This window comes from Microbacterium sp. dk485 (assembly GCF_004570445.1).
Classification (GTDB): Bacteria; Actinomycetota; Actinomycetes; order Actinomycetales; family Microbacteriaceae; genus Microbacterium; species Microbacterium wangchenii.
On record NZ_SPQW01000001.1, the window covers coordinates 467,782 to 488,653 of the forward strand.

16 protein-coding genes are annotated in these 20,872 nt (G+C 71.5%); 4 read left to right on the forward strand and 12 right to left on the reverse strand.

Annotated elements, in window-relative coordinates:
- Positions 1 to 10 precede the first annotated feature (10 nt).
- Entirely contained in the window at positions 11 to 979 is a 969-nt protein-coding gene (locus E4V99_RS02205) for an acetylxylan esterase (protein ID WP_135116310.1), read from the forward strand.
- Between the two features lie 50 nt (positions 980 to 1,029).
- Here the strand turns inward: E4V99_RS02205 and E4V99_RS02210 are convergent, their stop codons facing one another.
- Entirely contained in the window at positions 1,030 to 3,249 is a 2,220-nt protein-coding gene (locus E4V99_RS02210) for an NADP-dependent isocitrate dehydrogenase (protein WP_135116311.1), read from the reverse strand.
- Positions 3,250 to 3,387: 138 nt separating this feature from the next.
- Here E4V99_RS02210 and E4V99_RS02215 point away from each other — a divergent pair, with 138 nt between their 5' ends.
- On the forward strand, positions 3,388 to 3,840 hold the full coding sequence (locus tag E4V99_RS02215) for a GNAT family N-acetyltransferase (protein WP_135063909.1): 453 nt from the start codon (positions 3,388 to 3,390) through the stop codon (positions 3,838 to 3,840).
- Between the two features lie 214 nt (positions 3,841 to 4,054).
- Positions 4,055 to 4,906: a DUF559 domain-containing protein gene (locus E4V99_RS02220; RefSeq protein WP_135116312.1), complete on the forward strand. Its 852-nt coding sequence runs from the start codon at positions 4,055 to 4,057 to the stop codon at positions 4,904 to 4,906.
- A 122-nt stretch (positions 4,907 to 5,028) separates the two neighbouring features.
- On the opposite strand, the gene E4V99_RS02225 is transcribed toward E4V99_RS02220, so the two are convergent.
- The 10 genes from E4V99_RS02225 to E4V99_RS02270 all read right to left on the reverse strand — a co-directional run bounded on the left by E4V99_RS02225 (position 5,029) and on the right by E4V99_RS02270 (position 18,462).
- Positions 5,029 to 6,846, reverse strand: coding sequence for an ABC transporter ATP-binding protein (locus E4V99_RS02225; RefSeq protein WP_135063903.1), 1,818 nt, complete (start codon positions 6,844 to 6,846; stop codon positions 5,029 to 5,031).
- Positions 6,843 to 8,684, reverse strand: a complete 1,842-nt coding sequence (locus E4V99_RS02230) for an ABC transporter ATP-binding protein (RefSeq protein WP_135063900.1) — start codon at positions 8,682 to 8,684, stop codon at positions 6,843 to 6,845. Before E4V99_RS02230 ends, E4V99_RS02225 begins: the two co-directional genes overlap by 4 nt.
- 316 nt (positions 8,685 to 9,000) lie before the next feature.
- On the reverse strand, positions 9,001 to 9,501 hold the full coding sequence (locus tag E4V99_RS02235; RefSeq protein ID WP_135116313.1) for a methylated-DNA--[protein]-cysteine S-methyltransferase: 501 nt from the start codon (positions 9,499 to 9,501) through the stop codon (positions 9,001 to 9,003).
- Positions 9,498 to 11,087, reverse strand: coding sequence for an AlkA N-terminal domain-containing protein (locus tag E4V99_RS02240; protein ID WP_135116314.1), 1,590 nt, complete (start codon positions 11,085 to 11,087; stop codon positions 9,498 to 9,500). Before E4V99_RS02240 ends, E4V99_RS02235 begins: the two co-directional genes overlap by 4 nt.
- Positions 11,088 to 11,159: 72 nt before the next feature.
- Entirely contained in the window at positions 11,160 to 13,223 is a 2,064-nt protein-coding gene (locus E4V99_RS02245; protein WP_135116315.1) for a hypothetical protein, read from the reverse strand.
- A gap of 19 nt (positions 13,224 to 13,242) precedes the next feature.
- Entirely contained in the window at positions 13,243 to 14,319 is a 1,077-nt protein-coding gene (locus tag E4V99_RS02250) for a glycosidase (RefSeq protein WP_135116316.1), read from the reverse strand.
- Positions 14,316 to 15,155, reverse strand: coding sequence for a carbohydrate ABC transporter permease (locus E4V99_RS02255; protein WP_135063885.1), 840 nt, complete (start codon positions 15,153 to 15,155; stop codon positions 14,316 to 14,318). Before E4V99_RS02255 ends, E4V99_RS02250 begins: the two co-directional genes overlap by 4 nt.
- Positions 15,152 to 16,120, reverse strand: a complete 969-nt coding sequence (locus E4V99_RS02260; protein WP_135116317.1) for a sugar ABC transporter permease — start codon at positions 16,118 to 16,120, stop codon at positions 15,152 to 15,154. The genes E4V99_RS02255 and E4V99_RS02260 overlap by 4 nt, the downstream gene beginning before the upstream one ends.
- 1 nt (position 16,121) lies before the next feature.
- Positions 16,122 to 17,405, reverse strand: a complete 1,284-nt coding sequence (locus tag E4V99_RS02265) for an extracellular solute-binding protein (RefSeq protein ID WP_135116318.1) — start codon at positions 17,403 to 17,405, stop codon at positions 16,122 to 16,124.
- Between the two features lies 1 nt (position 17,406).
- The gene (locus tag E4V99_RS02270) at positions 17,407 to 18,462 is read right to left on the reverse strand and encodes a LacI family DNA-binding transcriptional regulator (protein WP_135063876.1); all 1,056 of its coding nucleotides are present in this window, start codon (positions 18,460 to 18,462) and stop codon (positions 17,407 to 17,409) included.
- 160 nt (positions 18,463 to 18,622) lie between these two features.
- Here E4V99_RS02270 and E4V99_RS02275 point away from each other — a divergent pair, with 160 nt between their 5' ends.
- Positions 18,623 to 20,056 (forward strand): NAD(P)/FAD-dependent oxidoreductase, encoded by a 1,434-nt coding sequence (locus E4V99_RS02275; RefSeq protein WP_135116319.1) that lies wholly within the window; start codon positions 18,623 to 18,625, stop codon positions 20,054 to 20,056.
- Positions 20,057 to 20,548: 492 nt separating this feature from the next.
- On the opposite strand, the gene E4V99_RS02280 is transcribed toward E4V99_RS02275, so the two are convergent.
- Entirely contained in the window at positions 20,549 to 20,830 is a 282-nt protein-coding gene (locus E4V99_RS02280; protein ID WP_135116320.1) for a hypothetical protein, read from the reverse strand.
- Positions 20,831 to 20,872 lie beyond the last annotated feature (42 nt).

The window sequence follows — 20,872 nt, forward strand, 5'->3', positions numbered from 1 at the left end:
TCGTGGCGGGATGCCGCGATTCGACCTGCCGCTGAGCGAACTGGAGCAGTACCGGCCGGAGGTCGCCGAGCCCGACGACTTCGACGCCTTCTGGGGCCGGACGCTCGCCGAATCCCGGGCCGCCGGGGGCGAGGTCATCGTGGTCCGCGCGGCCACGATGCTGCGCACGGTGGACGTATGGGACGTGACGTTCCCCGGCTTCGCGGGCGACCCCGTCAAGGCGTGGTACCTGCGCCCCGCCGGCCGGGCCGAGCCGCTTCCGGTGGTCGTGGAGTTCCTCGGCTACGGCGGCGGCCGCGGGCTGCCCGTCGACCGCCTCGCGTGGTCGGCCGCCGGCTACGGCCACCTCGTCATGGACACGCGCGGCCAGGGGTCAGGCTGGGGCAGCGGCGGGGACACGGCCGATCCGCACGGCGCGGGCCCCGCCACCCCCGGATACCTCACCCGGGGCATCGACGACCCCATCGACCACTACTACCGCCGCGTCTTCACCGACGCGGTGCGCGCGGTCGACGCCGCCCGTCTCCTGCCCGGTGCCGATCCCGACCGCATCGCCGTGACCGGCGGCAGTCAGGGCGGCGGCATCGCGCTGGCCGCGGCAGGGCTGTGCACGGGTCTCGTGGGGGTCATGCCGGATGTCCCGTTCCTGTGCCACTTCGAGCGGGCCGTGGGGCTCACCGATCGCGACCCGTACCACGAGGTCGTGCGGTACCTGGCGGTGCACCGGGGGGCGGAAGCGACCGTGTTCCGCACCCTGTCCTACCTCGACGGGGTGAACTTCGCCCGGCGCGCCGACGCGCCCGCACTCTTCTCCACGGCCCTGCTGGATCAGACGTGCCCGCCCTCGACGGTCTTCGCGGCGTACAACGCCTACACCGGACCCCGCGAGATCGACGTGTTCCCGCACAACGACCACGAGGGCGGTCAGGCGTACCAGCTCACCCGCCAGGTGGCGTGGCTGGCCGAGCGCCTCTCCTGACGAACGCGAAGAGCGGATGCCCCGGGGCATCCGCTCTTCGTCGTACCGGCTCAGGCGATCGCGTCGACGATCTCGTTGAGAGTCGCGGACGGGCGCATGACCGAGACGACCTTGTCGGCGTCGGGGTGGTAGTAGCCGCCGATGTCGACCGGCGAGCCCTGCACGGCGAGGAGCTCGTCGACGATCTTCTGCTCGTTCGCGGCGAGGGACTCCGCCACCGGGCCGAAGACGGCCGCGAGGTCGGCGTCCGCCGTCTGGCGGGCCAGCTCCTGCGCCCAGTACAGGGCGAGGTAGAAGTGACTGCCGCGGTTGTCGATCGTGCCCAGCGCACGCCCGGGCGACTTGTCGTTCTCCAGGAACGTGCCCGTCGCCGCATCAAGCGTGTCGGCCAGGACCTGCGCCTTGGCGTTGCCGGTGGTGGTGGCCAGGTGCTCCAGTGACGCGGCGAGGGCGAAGAACTCCCCCAGCGAGTCCCATCGCAGGTAGTCCTCGGCCACGAGCTGCTGCACGTGCTTCGGCGCGGAGCCACCCGCCCCCGTCTCGAACAGCCCGCCGCCGGCCAGCAGCGGAACGATGGAGAGCATCTTGGCGCTCGTGCCGACCTCGAGGATCGGGAACAGATCGGTGAGGTAGTCGCGCAGCACGTTGCCGGTCACCGAGATGGTGTCCTCGCCGCGGCGCATGCGCTCCAGCGAATAGCGGGTGGCGTCCACCGGCGGAAGGATCTCGATCGTGAGGCCCTCGGTGTCGTGCTCGGCGAGGGTCGCCGTGACCTTCTCGATGAGCTGCGCGTCGTGCGCGCGGGAGGCGTCGAGCCAGAACACCGCGGGCGAACCCGTGGCCCGCGCGCGGGACACGGCGAGCTTGACCCAGTCGCGCACCGGCACGTCCTTGGTCTGCGTCGCACGCCAGATGTCGCCCGGCTCCACCGCGTGCTCGATGAGCACGTTCCCGGCGGAGTCGCGCACCTGGACCACGCCGGGGGCGGAGATCTCGAACGTCTTGTCGTGGCTGCCGTACTCCTCCGCCGCCTGCGCCATGAGGCCGACGTTGGGGACGGTGCCGATGGTCGCGGGGTCCAGCGGGCCGTGCGCGTTCACGTCGTCGATGACCGCCTGGTACACGCCCGCGTAGGACGAGTCCGGGATGACCGCGAGGGTGTCGTCCTCGCCGCCGTCGGCGCCCCACAGTTTGCCGCCGTTGCGGATGAGGGCCGGCATCGAGGCGTCGACGATGACATCGGAGGGGACGTGCAGGTTCGTGATGCCCTTGTCGGAGTTGACGTAGGACAGCCGCGGACCGCGCTCGATGTCGGCGGTGATCGCCGCGGCGATCTCGTCGCCGCCCTCGACCGACGACAGACCCGACAGGATCGCGCCGAGGCCGTCGTTCGCCGTGAGGCCGGCCGCCGCGATGGCGTCTCCGTAGCGGTCGAACACGTCGGAGAAGAACGCCCGGACGACGTGACCGAAGATGATCGGGTCGCTGACCTTCATCATCGTGGCCTTCAGGTGCACCGAGTACAGGACGTCGTCGGCCTTGGCCTGCTCGAGCGTGTCGGCGAGGAACGCATCCAGCGCCTTCGCGGACAGGAACGTGGCATCCACGATCTCGCCGGGAAGCACCTTCAGGTTCTCCTTCAGGACCGTGACGGTGCCGTCGGCGGCGACGTGCTGGATGCTGAGGACGTCGTCGCCGGCGATCACGACCGACTTCTCGTTGGAACGGAAGTCGTCGTGCCCGAGCGTGGCGACGCGGGTCTTCGAGCCTTCGGGGAACGCCTTGTTGCGGTGCGGGTGCTTGCGGGCGTAGTTCTTCACCGACAGCGGCGCGCGGCGGTCGCTGTTGCCCTCGCGCAGCACCGGGTTCACCGCGGAGCCCTTGATGCGGTCGTACCGCGCGCGGATGTCCTTGTCCTCGGCCGAGGCCGGCTCATCCGGGTAGTCGGGGATGTCGTAGCCCTGCGCCTGCAGTTCGGCGATCGCGGCCTTCAGCTGGGGGATCGAGGCGGAGATGTTGGGCAGCTTGATGATGTTCGCCTCGGGCAGGGTGGCCAGGCCGCCCAGTTCGGCGAGGGCGTCACCGACCTGCTGCTCGGGCGCGAGGCGCTGCGGGAAGGCGGCGAGGATGCGGCCGGCGAGGGAGATGTCGCGCGTTTCCACGTCGACTCCCGCCTGCCGCGTCACGGCCTGCACGATGGGCAGGAACGAAGCGGTCGCCAGGGCCGGAGCCTCGTCGGTGTGGGTGTAGATGATGGTGGAGTCGGGCACGTGTCGTCTCTCCAATGGGGCGTCGCGGGGTTGCGCTCAGCCTATCGCACGACGGCAAGATATCTTGACGTCGAGATACTTCTGCCGCGCGGAGTAACGCGCTTTCCTCCGCGCGCGCTTCCCGGCTAGCCTGTGCCTATGGCCGCCCTCCGCCTCGAAGAACTGTCCGCCGCGACGATCGTCGCCGTGAACACCCTGTCGCTCAAGCCGGGGCAGGAACAGTTCCTCGCACCGCTGAGCTACGGCATCGCCGCGACCGTGGTGAATCCGCAGACCTCGTGGCAGCGCGTCATCCTCGACGGCGATGAGGTCGTGGGCTTCGTCAGCGCGAACTTCGACCCGGATGCCCCGCAGGAGCACTTCCGCTCCGTGCTGTGGCGCATCAACGTCGACGCCGACGACCAGGGCCGGGGCATCGGCCGCTTCGCGGTGGAGAGCCTGCTCGCCGAGGCCCGCAACCGCGGTATGGACCATGTCGACGTCATCTACGAGCCCGGCGAGGCCGGCCCGGAGGCGTTCTTCCGCGCCGTGGGCTTCACCCCCACGGGCGAAACGGAGTACGGCGAGGTCATCGCCGAGATCCGCCTCTAACCCCCCGCCCGGCCTCCCTCCGCCCCGTCCGCGCCACCGCGGTCGGAGAATCGCGCCGAGGTCGGAGCATCCGGCGTGCATCGCCCGACCTTGGTGCGATTCTCCGACGCTCGCGCGGCATCATGTCTCCTCCCCAAGGTGCGCCGGGACGCGCTCATCCCCAGGATGCCGCCGGATGCGGCGGACCGGACGTCGTTGCGGCGACGATGGGGCCATGCAGGATCTGGCGGCGTGGCTGCGCGGGCAGGGCGGCATCGCGCACCGCGAGACGGCGCTGGATGCGGGATTCTCCCCCGCCCGGCTGCGCGCCGCGGTGGGCCCGCACACCGGCATCACCCGCGTGCGACGCGTGTGGCTCGCCCTGCCCGAGGCGCCGCCGGCTGAGCTGACGGCGGCTCGGATGGGTGGACGGATCGCGTGCGTCTCGGTCGCCCGGCGCCGGGGCTGGTGGCTGACCGACGACGCGGCCGGAAGGATGCACCTGGCCCTGCGTCCCCACGCCAGGTCCGACGGCCTCAGCGGATTCGACGGCGTGGTGCACTGGGCGGCGCCCATCGAACCGGTGTCGGCCTACGCCCTGGAGGAGTCGGTGGAGGACGCCCTCGCCCACGTGGCATCCTGCCTTCCCCGTGCTGATGCCCTGGCCGTGTGGGAATCGGCGGTGCGGATCGAGAAGCTGCACGTGGAGGCCCTCGCCCGCGTGCGCTGGAGCACGCGGGATGCGGCGTGGTGCGCGAGCCGCGTCACGGGCCTGTCGGACTCCGGGCTGGAGACCTTCTTCACGTACCGGCTGAGCCCGTGGGGCGTCCTGTTCCGCCAGCAGGTGGTCCTCGCGGGGCGTCCGGTCGATGTCCTCATCGGCGAGCGGCTCGTGGTGCAGGTGGACGGGCATCGCTTCCACTCCAGCTCGGCCGACCGCACGCGCGACGTCGCGCATGATGCCGAGCTGCGCCTGCGCGGCTACACCGTGCTGCGCTTCACGTACGCCCAGATCATGCACGACTGGCCCGCGGTGGCGCGCACGGTCGCCCGCGCCATCGCCGCCGGCGCCCACCTGGCCGCCTGATCGCCCGCCGCCGCGTCGGAGGATCGCACGAAGGTCGGAGGATGCCGGGCGCATCGTCCGACCGAGGTGCGATCCTCCGACCTTCGTGCGGCGCAAACCGCACGTGACGCGGGGGGCGTGGGTCAGACGAGAGACTCGCGCCACGCGGCGTGCAGCTGCGCGAAGCGACCGGTGCCCGCGATGAGCGTGTCGGGCTCGTCGTCCTCGATGATGCGACCGTGCTCCATCACGAGCACGCGGTCGGCGATCGCGACCGTCGACAGACGGTGGGCGATGATGATCGCGGTGCGGTCGGACAGCAGCGTCTGCAGGGCGTCCTGGATGAGGCGCTCGCTCGGGATGTCCAGCGACGCAGTCGCCTCGTCGAGGATCAGCACGGCCGGGTCGGCGAGGAACGCCCGCGCGAACGAGATCAGCTGCCGCTGCCCCGCCGACACGCGCCCACCGCGCTTGTTGACGTCGGTGCCGTACCCGTCGGGCAGCGCCTCGATGAACTCGTGCGCGCCGACTGCGCGGGCCGCGGCCTTGATCTCCTCCAGCGTCGCGTCGGGCTTGCCGAGGGCGATGTTGTCGGCGACCGTGCCGCTGAACAGGTACGCCTCCTGGGTGACCATCACGATCGCGCGGCGCAGGTCCTTCGGATGCAGCGCCCGCAGGTCCACGCCATCCAGCGTCACGCGTCCCGACGTGGGGTCGTAGAAGCGCGCGACGAGCTTGGCGAGCGTCGACTTGCCCGCGCCCGTCGTGCCGACGAGCGCGATCGTCTGCCCGGCCGGGATGTCGAGGGAGAAGTCGGGCAGGATGACGCGGTCGCCGGAGTAACCGAACACGACGTCTTCGAACCGGACGTGTCCGCGCGCCTTCCACAGGTCGATCGGCGACGTCGGGTCGGGCACGGTCGGCTGCTCCTCGAGCACGCCGGAGACCTTCTCCAGCGCCGCGGTGGCCGACTGGTAGGAGTTCAGGAAGAACGCCACCTCCTGCATGGGCGCGAAGAAGTTGCGCACGTACAGCACGGCCGACAGCAGGAATCCGAGCGCCAGCGCGCCGTCGAGCACACGCAGCCCGCCCCACAGCACGACGACGCCGAGGGTCACCGATGCGACGGCCATCAGGCCGGGCTCGAACGTGCCGAACAGGCGGATCGAGCGCATGTTGATGTCGCGGTAGTCGCTCGCGAGCGCACCGAACTCCTCGTCGTTGCGCGGTTCCTTGCGGAACGCCTTGACGGCGCGGATGCCGGTCATCGTCTCGACGAACTTCACGATCACCTTCGCGCTGATCACGCGCGACTCGCGGTAGACCACCTGCGAGCGCAGGTAGAACCACCGCATGAGCAGGAACAGCGGTACGCCCATGACCAGGAGGATGACGCCGGACTGCCAGTCCAGCAGCAGCAGCGCGATGAGGGTGAACCCGCCGTACAGCAGCCCGGAGACCAGCTCGTTCAGCCCACCGTCGAGCAGTTCGCGGATCGTGTCGAGGTCGCTGGTCTGACGCGAGATGATGCGCCCCGACGTGTACGACTCGTGGAACTCCAGGCTCAGCCGCTGCGTGTGCAGGAAGATGCGCTTGCGCAGGTCGAACATGATCGCCTGCGTGAGGCGCGCGGCCACGACGGCGTACCAGCCGATGAGCGCCGCCCCCGCGATGCCGGTGACCAGGTAGACGGCGACGACGAGGATCGCCGGCATCCAGTCCATGCGGTCCACCACGGCGGGCAGAGCCGTGGTGATGCCGTAGCCGACGAGGGCGGGCCCCGCCACGCGCAGCGCGGTGGAGACGATCAGCACGACGCCGGCGAGCACGAGCTGCCACTTCAGCGGCGACACCAGGGAGCCGAGCAGCCGCAGCGAGCGGCGGCGGATGGCGCGGCTCTCCTCGCGCGTGTAGTCGGAGCGGTCTTCGCCGCTCGTGCCGGTGACGGTCGTCGCGCTCATCGGGCCACCTCCTCCTGGGTCTGGATGCGTCCGGTCTCGGCCTTGCGGAGGGCCTCCACCTCGAGGCTCGAGATGACGTGGCGGTAGTGCTCGCTCTCGCGCAGCAGGTCCGAGTGCGTGCCGACCGCGGTGATGCGGCCGCCCTGGAGCAGCGCGACGCGGTCGGCGAGCATGACGGTCGAGGGACGGTGCGCCACGATGAGCGCCGTGGTGTCGGCCAGCACGCGCCGCAGCGCCTCCTCGACGAGGGCCTCGGTGTCCACATCCAGCGCCGACAGCGGATCGTCCAGCACGAGCACGGCGGGCCGCGCGGCGACGGCACGGGCCAGCGCCAGCCGCTGACGCTGCCCGCCGGACAGGCTCAGCCCCTCCTCGCCGATGACGGTGTCCAGGCCCTCCGGCAGATCGTGGACGAAGCCGGCCTGAGCGACCTCGAGCGCCTCGCGCAGCACCGCCTCGGCCTCGGGAGAGCCGGGTACGAGCTCCTCGCGCCCGAGGAGCACGTTGTCGCGCACGGAGGCGGAGAAGAGCGTGGCGTCTTCGAACGCCATGCCCACGTGCCGCCGCAGCTCCCGCAGCTCCAGGTCGCGCACGTCCACGCCGTCGAGGGTCACGCGCCCGCCGGTGACGTCGTAGAGCCGCCCAGGAAGGGTCGTGAGGGTGGTCTTGCCCGAGCCGGTGAGGCCCACGAGCGCCATGGTCTCCCCCGGCCGCAGCACGAGGTCGATGCCGTCGAGGAGGTCGCGACTGGCGGCCGGCGCATCCTGGTACCGGAAGTGCGCGTCCTCGAACGCGAGCTCGCCTCGGACCTCGGCGATCGTGCGGGGCTCCGCCGGATCGGTGATGGTGTTGCGCTCGTCGAACACCTCGAAGATACGGTCGGTGGCGGTGCGCGCATCGACGAGGAACGAGAACAGGAACCCGATGGACTCCACCGGCCACCGCAGGATCGTCGCCATCGCGAAGAACGCGATGAGCTGGGCCACTTCGAGCTGGCCGAGCTGGACGAGCACGATGCCCGCGCCCAGGCACACCGCGAAGGCGATGTCGGGCAGGAGTACGAGCCAGAACCAGATCCAGCCGACGGCGCGGGCCTTGGCCAGCTCGGTCTCACGGAGGGTCTCGGCCTGGCGGGCGAACTTGTGCAGGGCATGCCGGCCGCGGCCGAACGCCTTCAGGACGCGGATGCCGTGGACGCTCTCCTCGACGGAGGTCGCGAGGTCACCGGCCTGGTCCTGGCTCTGGCGCGACAGCATCCCGTAGCGCTTCTCGAAGAGGTAGCCGGCGATCCACAGCGGCAGCGCGCACACGACGAAGATGGCGCCGAGCACCCAGTGCCACGTGAACAGGATGGCCGAGCCGGCGAGGATCGTGAGGAGGTTCACGATCAGCAGGATGAGGCCGAAGGCCAACCAGCGGCGGATGACGGAGATGTCCTGCATCATGCGGCTGAGCAGCTGCCCCGACTGCCAGCGATCGTGGAAGGAGACCGGGAGGCGCTGCAGACGTGAGTAGAACTCGGTGCGCAGCTCGTACTCGACCTGCGTGGCCGGTCCGAGCACGAACCAGCGGCGCGCCCACACCAGGAGCGCCTCGAGCAGTCCGAGCAGGAGGATCGCGCCGGCGCCCACGGCGATGAGGGCGGGGTCACCGGAGGTGATCGGCCCGCTCTCGCCGACGATGACCTCGAGCACGAGCGGGATGCCCAGTGCCAGGAGGCTCGCCAGGAGCGCGCTGACCGCGCCCAGCGACAGGCGCCCGAGAACCGGCGTGGCGAAGGGCAGGAGCCGCGCGAGAGAGCGGATCGTGGAGGGGGCGGGGGTGGAAGAGCGGGTCATGATCCTCGAAGGGTGGGAGCCGGACGCCGGACCGGGCGTCGAAAGGGGGCCGAGCGTGCTCGACGAGAGGCGGCCGTCAGCCACATACAGGATGGAACGGAAAGGCGGGCGGCGTTATGCCGCGGATGCTGCGGGGAATGCCCATCCGGCGGTCAGCTCCATGCGCCCGCGGAAGCGGATGCGCAGGGCGACCGGCTGTGCAGCGGAAACGGTCGTGTCCATGGCAACCTCCTCAGGCGGGGCGAGATCGTGCCGCACCTCCGGCGCGACAGCCGCCCAGCTTAACCTGAGAATCTGCTGGGCACAACCGTTCCGCTCATGTGATCGCTTCGCGCGCGAGCAGGCTCCGCTTGACCGGGAGACCCCACGCGAACCCGCCCAGCGAGCCGTCGGTGCGCAGGACCCGGTGGCACGGCACGAACAGCGCGGGGGCGTTGCGCGCGCAGATGGATGCCGCCGCCCGCACCGCGGCGGGCTGCCCCAGCGCGGCGGCGAACCCGGTGTAGGTCAGCGGGTCCCCCGGCCGGATGCGGCGGAGGGCCGCCCAGCCGGCGTTCTGCAGGACGGTGCCGAACTGACGGACCGGCACGTCGTCGATCGCCGCGACGTCCCCGTCGTAGTAGGCGCGGACGGCGGTGGCCGCATCCGTCGTGCCCTCGACCACACGGGCGGGGCGACGGAGTTCGGGCAGCCGGGCGACGACGGCGTCGGCGTCAGGCGTCCAGCCCGAGGCGAGCACGTGACCGGACTCGTCGGCGAGCAGCGTGAAGGCCCCGTCGGGGGTCTGGAGGGTCTGGATGATGGCGGTCGTGGTCATGCGAGGACCTCCTCGGTATCGGCTCCCGCCGACGCGGGCAGCCGGGACGGTTGTTCGGAATTCAGGAGATCCGGCACCTCCGGCGCCTCCCGGAGCCGCCGGACGGCGGTTCTTCCTGAGTTCTGCGCACGAGTCGGGCGGACCGGCGTCGCGCGCCACAGGTGGGCGGTGAGGTACGTGCGCCACGGTGCGACCCGCGCCGACCACGCCGTGAGTCCGGCCGGATCGGCGGGGAGCCCCGCGGCGGCGGCGCCCGCGCGGGCGGCGACGTCGCCGGGCAGCAGCACGTCGGGGTCTGCCAGCACGCGCATGCGCACGTAGTCCGCCGTCCAGGGGCCGATGCCGGGCATCGCGAGCAGCGCCGCGCGCTGCCCGGCACGGTCGTCGCCGCTGGTGAGGACGAGATCCCCTGAGGCGAGCGCGGCGGCCGCGCCGGTGATCGCGCGGATGCGGGCCGCGGGTCCGCGCAGCACCTCGGAGCCGTGTTCGGCGATCGCCGCCATCGTCGGGAACAGCACCGAGGTGCCCTCCACATCGGCGACCCGCTCACCCAGGGCGTCGGCGAGCGCGCTCAGCGCTGTACGGGCGGCAGCCACGGTGATCTGCTGCCCGACCATGGCGCGGATGAGCATCTCGTGCGGATCGGCCCCTCCCGGAACCCGGATGCCGGGGGTCTTCGCCACGAGCGGGGCGAGCTCGGGATGCTGCGCGAGCGCGTCATCGATCGCGACCGGGTCGGCGTCGAGATCGAACAGCCGACGGGCCCGGGTCACCAGCGTCGAGAGGTCGGACAGGCGGGCCAGGCGTGCGCGCAGCCGCACACGTCCGACCTCGTCGACCCGCAGCGCGAACCAGCCCGGGCCGCCGGGAAGGCGCAGCGCGCGGGCGAAGTGCGCAGCATCCGCCGTCTCGACGCCGGGCAGGGCGCGCGCCGCCATCCACGCGAACAGCCCGTCGGCATCCAGCGGACCGCGGTGCGGGAGGACGAGATCGATCGCCCCGCCCACAGAGTCGGTCGACCGGCGGCGGGCGCGCAGCTGCAGCGGCGGCATGCCGAACACCTCCCCGACGGTCTCGTTGAACTGGCGGACGCTGGAGAACCCCGCAGAGAACGCGACGTCGGCGGCGGGCAGATCGGTGCCCACCAGCAGCATGCGCGCGGTGTGCGCGCGGTGCGCGCGACTGAGGGCGAGCGGGCCTGCGCCGAGCTCCGCCGTGAGCAGCCGCGTGAGGTGCCGCGAGGAGTATCCGAGACGCCGAGCGAGGCCCGGCACGCCTTCGCGGTCGACGACCCCCTCGGCGATGAGACGCATCGCACGAGCGGTGACGTCGCCGCGCACGTTCCACTCCGGCGAACCCGGCGCCGCCTCCGGCAGGCAGCGCCGGCAGGCGCGGAACCCGGCCTCGTGCGCGGCGGCCGACGTCGCGAAGAACGTGACATGCGCGGGCTTCGGGGTGCGCGCCGGGCAGCTCGGCCGGCAGTAGATGCCGGTCGTGCGGACGGCGGTGACGAACTGACCGTCGAAGCGGCGGTCGCGCGACTGGATGACGCGATACCGCTCGTCGAAGGTCATTCCGGTGCCCATGCCTCCACCCTGCCACTCCCCGCCCCCACCGGCTGGCGGAATTCGGACATGGCGGCGCGGCGGCTCCGCGGGTCAGCGCGTCGCGATGGCGAGTCCCCCCGGCGGGAGGACGATCGTCGTCCGGCCCTCGTAGGGGTGCGTGCGCAGGAGGGCGCCGTCGTCGTCGTAGACGCGCACGATCCCGCCCCCGTCCACGGTCGCCGGCTGCGGCAGAGCGGCGCTGGAGTGCACGAGCTCCGTGCGGCCACCGGCCCCCTCCACCACGAGTCGCGACACGACCGGGCGCACGATCATCCCGTCCAGCACCACGTCCCCCGACAGCACGTCGACACGCAGGCGGGATCGGTCGCCCAGCACCGGCGCCTGCAGCGACTGGGGCAGCAGCGCGCCGGGGGTGGGCGAGATGCCCTGCTCCGGGCCGGTGAGCCGCAGGAGTCCGCTCGGCAGCCCGCCGCCGCGCCACAGCGACGTGGTGCGCTGACCCGGGGACGACCACACGACCGGCTCGACCCAGCGGCGCGTGGCGTCGGTGCCGATGTCGAACACCGCGCGCTGACCGCGCGTGAGGGTCAGCGCGTCGCCCGACCAGCCGGACTCCCCCGTCCACGACTCCGGCGTGCTCAGCGTCCCGTTCGTCTCGGTCGTGCTCTCCGCCTCGACGAATTCCAGTCCGTCGCGCGCCGTGATCTCGGTGACGGACGTGGCCCGTTGCGCCACGTCGGGCCGCGCGTCGAGGGCGAGGGCCGTGAGCAGCCCGTGGATGGTGGATTCGGCGCCGCTGTTGCGGTTGACGTCGCCGTTGGGCTGCAGGCCGTCGAACGTCACGCCCGTCGCCGGGTCGTACATGCGCGCGCCGGCATGATTGGCTCCGAAGAACCATGCCGCCTGGATTCCGGCGAGCTCGGTGAACGCCGTCGATCCCGTCGCATCCGCCACGGCCAGCAGGGACTGCACGCGCGAGTCCGCGCCGTACGCGATCTGCACGCGGTCGGTGGGCGTGGGGTTCCAGCCGTTGTCGGGACCGCCGGCGGTCAGCAGGGTCGGGGTGAACACGGCGGCGTCGGCGATCGCCGGCGCCGCGAGCGCCGGGTCGCCGAGGGCCTCGGATGCCGCGGCCAGCGCCGCCGGCATCTGCGAGCCCCACGCGTGCCAGATCGCGGGCGACTTCGCCCACGGCAGGATCGCACGGTACGGCCACGCGCGCGTCGTGCCGGAGGCCATCGCACCGATGCCTTCGGCCAGCTGGCGCAGGGCTGTGGCGGCGGCGGTGTCATCGGGTCGGGCCTGGACGCGCGCGGCCAGTCCGAGCACAGCCTCGGCCGAGGCATCCGCGCCGTCGACGATGAGCCACGTGGGCACGCGCATGCCGTCGGCGGTGGACCACCGCCCGTAGCGCGACAGCACATCGCGCTGGAGCGCCGTGAGGGAGAGCGCGAGGCGCTCCTCCAGGAACGCCGCGAAGGCCGGATCGGCGTCGGCGAACGCGGCGTAGCCCTCCCCGAGGGCCCAGATCGTGCGCGCCAGCCAGTAGCTGGGCCCGCTGTCGGAGGGGTCGGGGAGTTCGACCGGCTCCGCGGACGGGTTCAGGGTGCCGTCCGGCTGCATCCACAGCACCACGTTGCCGGCGTTGGGACCCTCGGCGGTCTGCAGGTAGGTGAGCGAGCGCAGCAGCTCGTATGCGGTCTGGCGGCTGTCATCCGCGCCGGTCAGCCGCCAGTGGCGCAGGTAGACCACGGCGGCGCGGGCGGTGTCGTCGGCGTTGAACGCGCCCTGGCCCCACGTGCCGGTGGCGGGATCGAGCGGTCCGCCGCCGACGCGTTCGAAGGTGCCGCCGTCACGCGCGTCGGCGTAGGTCCACGGCTGGATCAGCTCCGGCTCCTCCGCGAGCCGGTAGGTCGTGTGGCCGGCCACGCCGGCGGGCGGGGTGGCCGTATCGAGCAGGAAGTCGAGGTGGGCGAGGTTCGCCAGCGGCGCCGCGCCGGCCGTGGTCGCAGGGACCGAGGCGCCGGCCGTGGTCGCGGTGACCGAGGCGGCGGTGTGGGCGGCGGCCGAGGCGGGGGCTGCGACGAGCAGCGGAACGGCGAGCGTGAGGGCGCCGATCACGGCGGTCGCGCGCGCACTCCATCGTACGGGCATGAGGGGGTGTCCTTCCGGGTCAGGGGGATGAGGTGGCATCGGAGCGTTCCAGCAGCGCGACGCCGATCTTGCTGTCCGCCATGCCGTAGAACACGAAGTGCCGGCCGTCGATCTGCTCGATCGCGGTGGGGAAGACGACGTTGGGCACGATGCCGCTGCGCTCGTCGGCCGTCTCCGGAGCCAGCAGCGGCTCGGTGGTGCGCGCGAGGACGCGGCCCGGGTCGGCCGCATCCAGCAGGAGCGCGCCGGCGGCGTAGTTGACGTTCTGCTGCTGCGTGAACGCGTCGTCGATGACGCCGGTGACCCCGTGGTGCAGCACGAGCCAGCCCTCCGGGACGCGCAGCGGGGGCGGCCCGCCGCCGATCTTCAGCTCCTCGAAGGCGAACTGCGGACCGGCGACGAACCGGTGCTGCTCCCACAGCGTGAGGTTGCCGACATCGGCCAGCACGGCGGCCAGCGGCACGTAGCTGATCCAGACGGACTGGCGGGGGTCCTCGACACCCGCCGGCAGCCGGACACCCTGTCCCGGGCGCGTCTCGCCCAGATCCCACATCGGCCGGTGCAGGACGGCGAGCGCCTCCGTGCCGTCGGGGGCGCGGACGGGCTCGGGGAAGAACACGGTGTCCTTGTTGTGGAACAGGTTCAGGTCGGTGTCGAGGTCGTCCTGGTAGCGGAACAGCGCCGGTCCGAGCCGCCGCCACGTGCGCAGGTCGTCCGACACCGCGAGCGCCGTGCGCGGCCCGAGGGGGCCGAACGCGACGTAGGTCATGACGTGCAGCCCGAGCACGTCGATCCACGTGATGCGCGGATCCTCCACCCCGGCGTGATCGGCGCCCCGCTCCCAGCCGCGGTCCGGCGCCAGCACGACGCCCTCGCGGACCACCCCGACCGGCACGCCGCCCTCGACCACGACGCGTGCCAGGCCCACGCGCGAGACGTTGCCGGCGGCGACCAGGCGCGGCAGGAGGTACAGCTCCCCGTCGGGTCCGCGGCCCGAGCCGGGGTTGAGCACGCCCTCCGCCTCGTTCGGGTCGCCGGGGTCGGGGGTCATCACGATCCCGGCGCGCGTCAGCCGGTAGGGCACGGCACGGGTCATCCCTTCACCCCCGATCCGAGGTCGTTCGAGGTGAAGTACCGCTGGAACACCAGGAACAGGGCGACGGCCGGAGCTGCCAGCACGACAGCACCGGCCATCATCGCGCCGAACGGATTGGACGTGGAGGCGGCGATGTTGGAGATGAAGTTCGCCAGCGACACCGCCAGCGGCTGCATCGACGCCTCCTTCGTGATGAGGAATGGCCACAGGAACTCGTTCCACGGCCCGATGAAGGTCAGCAGCACGACCGTGAGCAGCGCCGGTCGCACGAGCGGCAGCGCCACGTTCCACAGCAGCCGGAACTCCCCCGCCCCGTCGATGCGCGCCGCGTCGAAGAGCTCTCGGGGCAGCTGCATGAAGTACTGCCGGAAGATCACGACCGCGGTGGAGCTGATGAAGAACGGCAGGATCATCCCGAGGTAGCTGTCGGACAGACCGTAGTCGCGCGCGATCATGACGTACAGCGGGATCATGAGCAGCTGGAACGGGATCACCTGCACCAGCAGCGCGAGCGAGAACACCGCGCCGCGGCCGCGCCACTGCAGCACGGCGAGGGCGTACCCGGCGAGCACGCCGAACACGACCGTGCCGAGGATGACGCCGCCGGCGAAGATCCCGGAGTTCACCAGACCACGAAGCAGGTTGATCCGCGCGTTGATGGCGACGTAGTTCTCCAGCGTGAGGTTCGCCGGGTTGGGGAAGGCCCCGGCGGGCGTGGGGTCGACATCCGTCTGCAGCGACCCGATGACCATGTAGTAGAAGGGGAAGAGGAAGGCCACGGCGCCCAGCGACAGCACGACGTACATCGCGACCTTGCCACCCAGTGCGCGTCTCATCGCTCCTCCCCTCCCACGAAGCGGCGCTGGACGGCGGCGATGATCAGCACGAAGAAGATGAGGATCACGCCGATGGCGGCGGCGACATCCGGGTTCTGCTGCTCGATGCCCTTCTGATAGATCAGCAGGACGGGCGAGGTGGACGCCCCGTTCGGGCCGCCCCCGCCGGTGAGCAGATACGGCTCGGTGAAGAGGTTGGCGCCCGTGATGGTGGCCAGCAGCACCACCAGCAGCGTCGCCGGGCGCACCCCCGGCACGGTCACGGAGAAGAACTGCCGGATGCGGCCGCCGCCGTCGACCGAGACCGACTCGTACAGCTCCTTGGACACGTTCTGCAGTGCGGCGAGGTACAGCAGGATGTAGAAGCCCAGCCCCTTCCACGTGACGAAGAGTGCGATCGTCGGCATCGCCAGGGCGGAGTTCACCAGCCACGACGGATCGGGCGCGAGCGGCCCGAGGACGTTGTTGACCAGTCCGTTGTTGGAGAAGAGGAACAGCCACACCGCCACGACGGCCACCGATGCGCTGACGTACGGCACGTAGTAACTGACGCGGAAGAACGTGCGCGCCTTGACCACGCGGTCCAGCGCCGTCGCGAGCAGAAGCGACAGCATCACCGTGAGGGGCACGTTGATGAGAAGGAAGATCCCCACGTTGAGGAACGACCGCCACACCGCGGGGTCGGTCACCGCCGTGACGTAGTTCGCGAAACCGACGAACGGACGATCCACCACCGCGCCGGGCGCGGCGAAGAAGTAGTCCTGGAATGACATCCACACCGCGAAGACGATCGGGTAGGCGAAGACCACCGCCACGAACACGATGTAGGGGGCGGAGAAGAGGATCCCCAGCGGGTTCTCCCCCAGCAGTCCGCGCCGGCCACGGCGCTGTCGGCCCTCGCCCGCGGGAACCGCCGAGGCCGCGGCGGCCGGGGCCACCGGCCGCCCCGGCACGACCTCGGTCATGTCAGTTACCCGCCGCCAGCTCGTTGATCTGCTCGGCGCTATCGGTGAGGAAGGTCTGCACGTCGTCCTCGCCGAAGATCACCGCGCGTGAGTACCCGTCGCGGAACGCCTGCCAGATCTCCACGGAGTTGGGCACGTTGGGCACCTCCACCGTGCGGGCGGCCTGATCGCCGAACAGCGCGTAGGCGGGGTTGGCCTCGAAGAAGTCGGCGTAGGTCTCGCTGAGGTCCTGGCGCAGCGGCATCTGCCCGGTCTCCTCCAGCCAGATGCCGTCCTGCTCCTCACTGGTGGCGAACTTCAGCACGTCCCACGCCGTGGCCTGGTTCTCGCACGCGGTGAACATGCCCACGTTCTTCGCGTCGCTGAAGGTCCACGTCTCTGCGGGGTCGGTGCCGTCCTGGGTGGGTACGGGGACGGCGCCCCAGTCCACATCCTCCCCGTACACGTTGATCGCCCACGGCCCGACGATCGCCATTGCGGCGTACCCGTCGGCGAACGCGTCGCCCTGGTACTGCTCGTTGCCGGCGAGCTGCTCGGCGTACAGGGTGCGCCAGAACTCCGCGACGGCGGTGCCGTTCTCGTCGTCGAAGGTCGCCTCGCCCTCCTCGACGAGCTGCGTGCCGCCGGTCTGCGCGGCATACAGCGGGTAGAAGTCGAACCACGACTGGAAGAACTCGCTCGTGGGAGCGGGGTTGATCGCGAAGTCCGCGACGCCGGACTCCTTGAGAGTGCGCGCGGTCTGCACAAACTCGTCGTAGGTGGACAGGGCGGGATTCTCCGGATCGAGGCCCGCCTGTTCGAACAACGCCTTGTTGTAGAAGATCACGACGGGGTTGGATTTCCACGGCATCTGGTAGAAGTCGCCGTCCTCCGAGCGGTACTGCTCGGCGACCTCACCGCTGCGCTCGGTGATGTAGTCGTCACCGTCTTCGAACTCCGACAGGTTCACCAGGCCCCCCTGACGCTGGAAGCCGGGCACGGCGGCGGGCGAGGTGTTGAAGATCAGGCACGGCGCGTTTCCGGCCGTGATCGCCGCGCCGATCACCTCTTCGCTGGAGGAGCCGGCCGGGATCTCCTGCGCGCGGATCTGCTCGTCGGGGTTCTCGCTGTTCCAGGCCTCCACCATCTGCTCGCCCCACGCGATCTCCGACTCATTGTTGGAGTACCAGATGGTGATCTCGCCGCGGCCCTCCGTGCCGCCCCCGCCACCGCCGCCCCCGCCGCAGGCGGTGAGAGCGAGGATGCCGGTTGCCGTCGCGGCGGTGATCAGGATGCGTCGTCGCATGTCAATCTCCTTCCAAAGGTGCGGCCGAGGTCGCGGTGTCCGAGGGTGAGCAGGTCGAGGCCCGGGTGACCAGGCGCGGGTCGGGAAGCGTGAGGTGCTCGGCCGCGCCGCCGGCGACCGCCACGAGCAGCGTGCGCGCGACGATCGCGCCCCAGCCGCGCACATCCGTCGCCACGCTCGTGAGCGAGGGATGGACGTGCCGGCCCATCTCGGTGTCGTCGAAGCCGGTGATCGACAGGTCGCGCGGCACCGAGAGCCCGCGCTGCTGGGCGACGCCCATGCCGGCGAGGGCCATGCTGTCGTTGGAGTACACGACCGCCGTGGGTCGCTCCGGGCGGTCGAGCACGTGCGCCGTCGCCCTGGCGCCGTCTGCGGCGCTGAAGTCGGTCTCCACGACGGAGGCACGCAGTCCGAGCCGGGTGGCGGCGACGTCGAAGGCTGCGCGCCGCCGGGCGGCATGGAGGAGTTCGGCGGGACCGGCGACGTGCGCGATGTCGCGATGGCCGAGCGCGGCGAGGTGCTCCACGGCCAGGCGGATGCCTACACCGTCGTCGACGCACACCGAGGAGAACGGGCTCGCTCCGTCGGGCCGGCCGAGGGTCACGGCCGACAGGCCGAGCCCCTCGACTAGGGAGATGCGCGGATCCGCCACGCGCAGGTCGGTGAGGATGACCCCGTCCACGCGCCGATCGGCGGCGAGCCCCCGGTAGGTCTCGGCCTCGTGGCGGCCGGGTGTGGCGACGGCCAGGACGAGCGCCTGACCGGAGACGGAGAAGGCGTCTTCCAATCCGGCGATGAAGGCAGGGAAGAAGGGGTCGGCGGCGATGACGTCGGGGCTGCGGCCGATCACCAGTCCGCACGCGAACGCCCGCCCGACGCTGAGCGAGCGGCCGCGCACGCTCGGAGACCAGCCCAGTTCGCCGGCGGCGGCGAGGATGCGCGTGCGCGTTTCGGGTGCGACACCCGGGCGGTTGTTCAGCGCGAAGGACACCAGGCCTTTGCTCACGCCCGCCCGCCGGGCGACGTCGGCGATCGTGGCTCGCTGGCCGTGTCCCATCCGCACTCCTTCGTGACCGGGCCCGGATCCGCGCGACGGACCCTCGACGCAGTTGATCTAAACCGGTTCAGAGACGCGCCGACAGGCCTTGACAAACCCCGGGATCGCGGATTCCACGGGTAGGGACCCCCGCCGCCGTGGCGCGAGTAGCGTGTCGGGCATGAGTGCGCGCGAGTACGACGTCATCGTGGTCGGGGCAGGACCGGTGGGCGAGAACGTCGCCGACCGTGCCGTGCAGGGCGGGCTGTCGGCCGTGCTCGTCGAGGCCGAGCTCGTCGGCGGCGAATGCTCGTACTGGGCGTGCATGCCCTCCAAGGCGCTGCTGCGCAGCGGCGCGGCCCTGCGGGCGGCCCAGGCGGTGGATGGAGCGAAGCAGGCCATCACCGGCACCCTCGACGTCGCCGCGGTGCTCGCCCGGCGCGACCGCATGGTGCACGACTGGAACGACGACTCCCAGGTGACCTGGGTCGACAAGGCCGGCATCGACCTCGTGCGCGGCCATGGCGCGCTCGCGGGTGAGAAACGCGTGCGCGTCACGGCCGACGACGGCGCGGTCACCGACCTCGTGGCCCGTCACGCCGTCGTAGTGTGCACGGGCTCGGCCGCGCTCCTGCCCGACATCCCCGGGCTCCGCGCCATCCAGCCCTGGACCAGCCGCGAGGCGACCGCCGCGCAGACCGCGCCCGAGTCGCTCGCGATCCTCGGCGGCGGCGTCGTCGCGACGGAGATGGCGACGGCCTACGCGAGCTTCGGCACGCGTGTGACGGTGCTCGCGCGATCGGGCCTGCTGACGAACGAGGAGCCGTTCGCGGGTGAGCTGGTCGCGGCATCCCTGCGGGATCTCGGCGCGGACGTGCGCACGGGCGTCACGATCTCCTCGGCACGGCGCGACGGCGAGAGCCCCGCACGGCTGGAGCTGTCGGACGGCACGACGCTCGAGGCGGAGGAGGTGCTCGTCGCCACCGGCCGCGTGCCGCGCACGGGCGACCTGGGGCTGGAGACGGTGGGCCTGGAGCCGGGCTCGTGGCTCGACGTCGACGACACCCTCCTCGTCCGCGGTACCGACTGGCTGTACGCCGCCGGCGACGTGAACCACCGCGCGCTCCTGACGCATCAGGGCAAGTACCAGGCCCGCGCGGCGGGCGACGTCATTGCCGCGCGCGCGAACGGCGCACCCGTGCAGGATGCGCCGTGGGGGGCGCACGTGGCCACCGCGGACCATGCGGCCGTGCCGCAGGTGACCTTCACCGATCCCGAGGTCGCCTCGGTGGGTCTGACCGCGGCGAGGGCCGAGAAGGCCGGCATCCGCACGCGCGTGATCGACTACGACCTGTCGTGGGTCGCGGGCGCGAGCGAGTGGTCGGACGACTACCGTGGCCAGGCCCGCGCCGTCGTGGACGAGGACCGGGGGGTTCTCGTCGGGGTGACCTTCGTGGGTCCGAGCGTCGCGGAGCTGCTGCACTCCGCGACGATCGCGATCGTCGGCGAGGTCCCGCTGCACCGGCTATGGCACGCCGTTCCGTCGTACCCGACGGTCAGCGAGGTGTGGCTGCGGTTCCTTGAGACGTACGGCCGCGACAGCGCGTCGCACTGACCGCCCGCCGCGGACCGTGCATCAGGATGGGAGCCGCTTTCCTGCACCGCCGCTCCCCCGCACTGCCGCTTCCCGGGTTCCCCGCTTCCCGGGTCCCGCCGCTCCCCGGGTCCTCCGCTTCCCGAACTCCTCAACGATGAGCCGGAGGCGGCCGCTTCCTGCCGGAACCGGGCTGTTTCAGCGCAGTCTTGAGGAGTTCGGGCAGCCGGCGAGGCCCTGACCCCGAGCCTCGACCCTGGCGTGGACCTGGACCCGGGTGGGGACCTGCAACCCGACGTGCGGAGACGGGATAGGAGCTGCGAACGGCGCATCTCAGCTGCTGGCTACTCCCGCTTCCCGAACTCCTCAACGATGAGCCGGAGGCGGCCGCTCCCGGCCGGAACCGGGCTGTTTCGGCGGAGTTTTGAGGAGTTCGGGCAGCCGACGATGCTCCGGGACGGCACACCGCACCCGAACCTGGGCGCGGACGCGTCGAGCCGACGCGGGCGCGGCTCAGCAATACTCGAAGGTCAGGAGCCCCTTCACTGCTGCGAGAGCTTCCTCGGACAACTCCGGGTGTCGATCGTGGACACCCGCCACCAGCGCGTCGCCCCACGCCGAGAGCTTCTCCGCGGTCCGCGGATCGGCGTCTGCGTCTGCTTCGGCGATGATGTCCAGAACGTGTTGCCGTAGCTTCGGGTCGTCGATGCGGGAGGGGAAACGTCCAGGGACCGCGGCGGCCCGGTCGTATCCGACATACGTCAGAACCGCTGCACTCAGGGTGTCGTCAGCCACTCGCGTTCCTCTCGATCCACGGCCCCGTCCACCGCAGAGCAT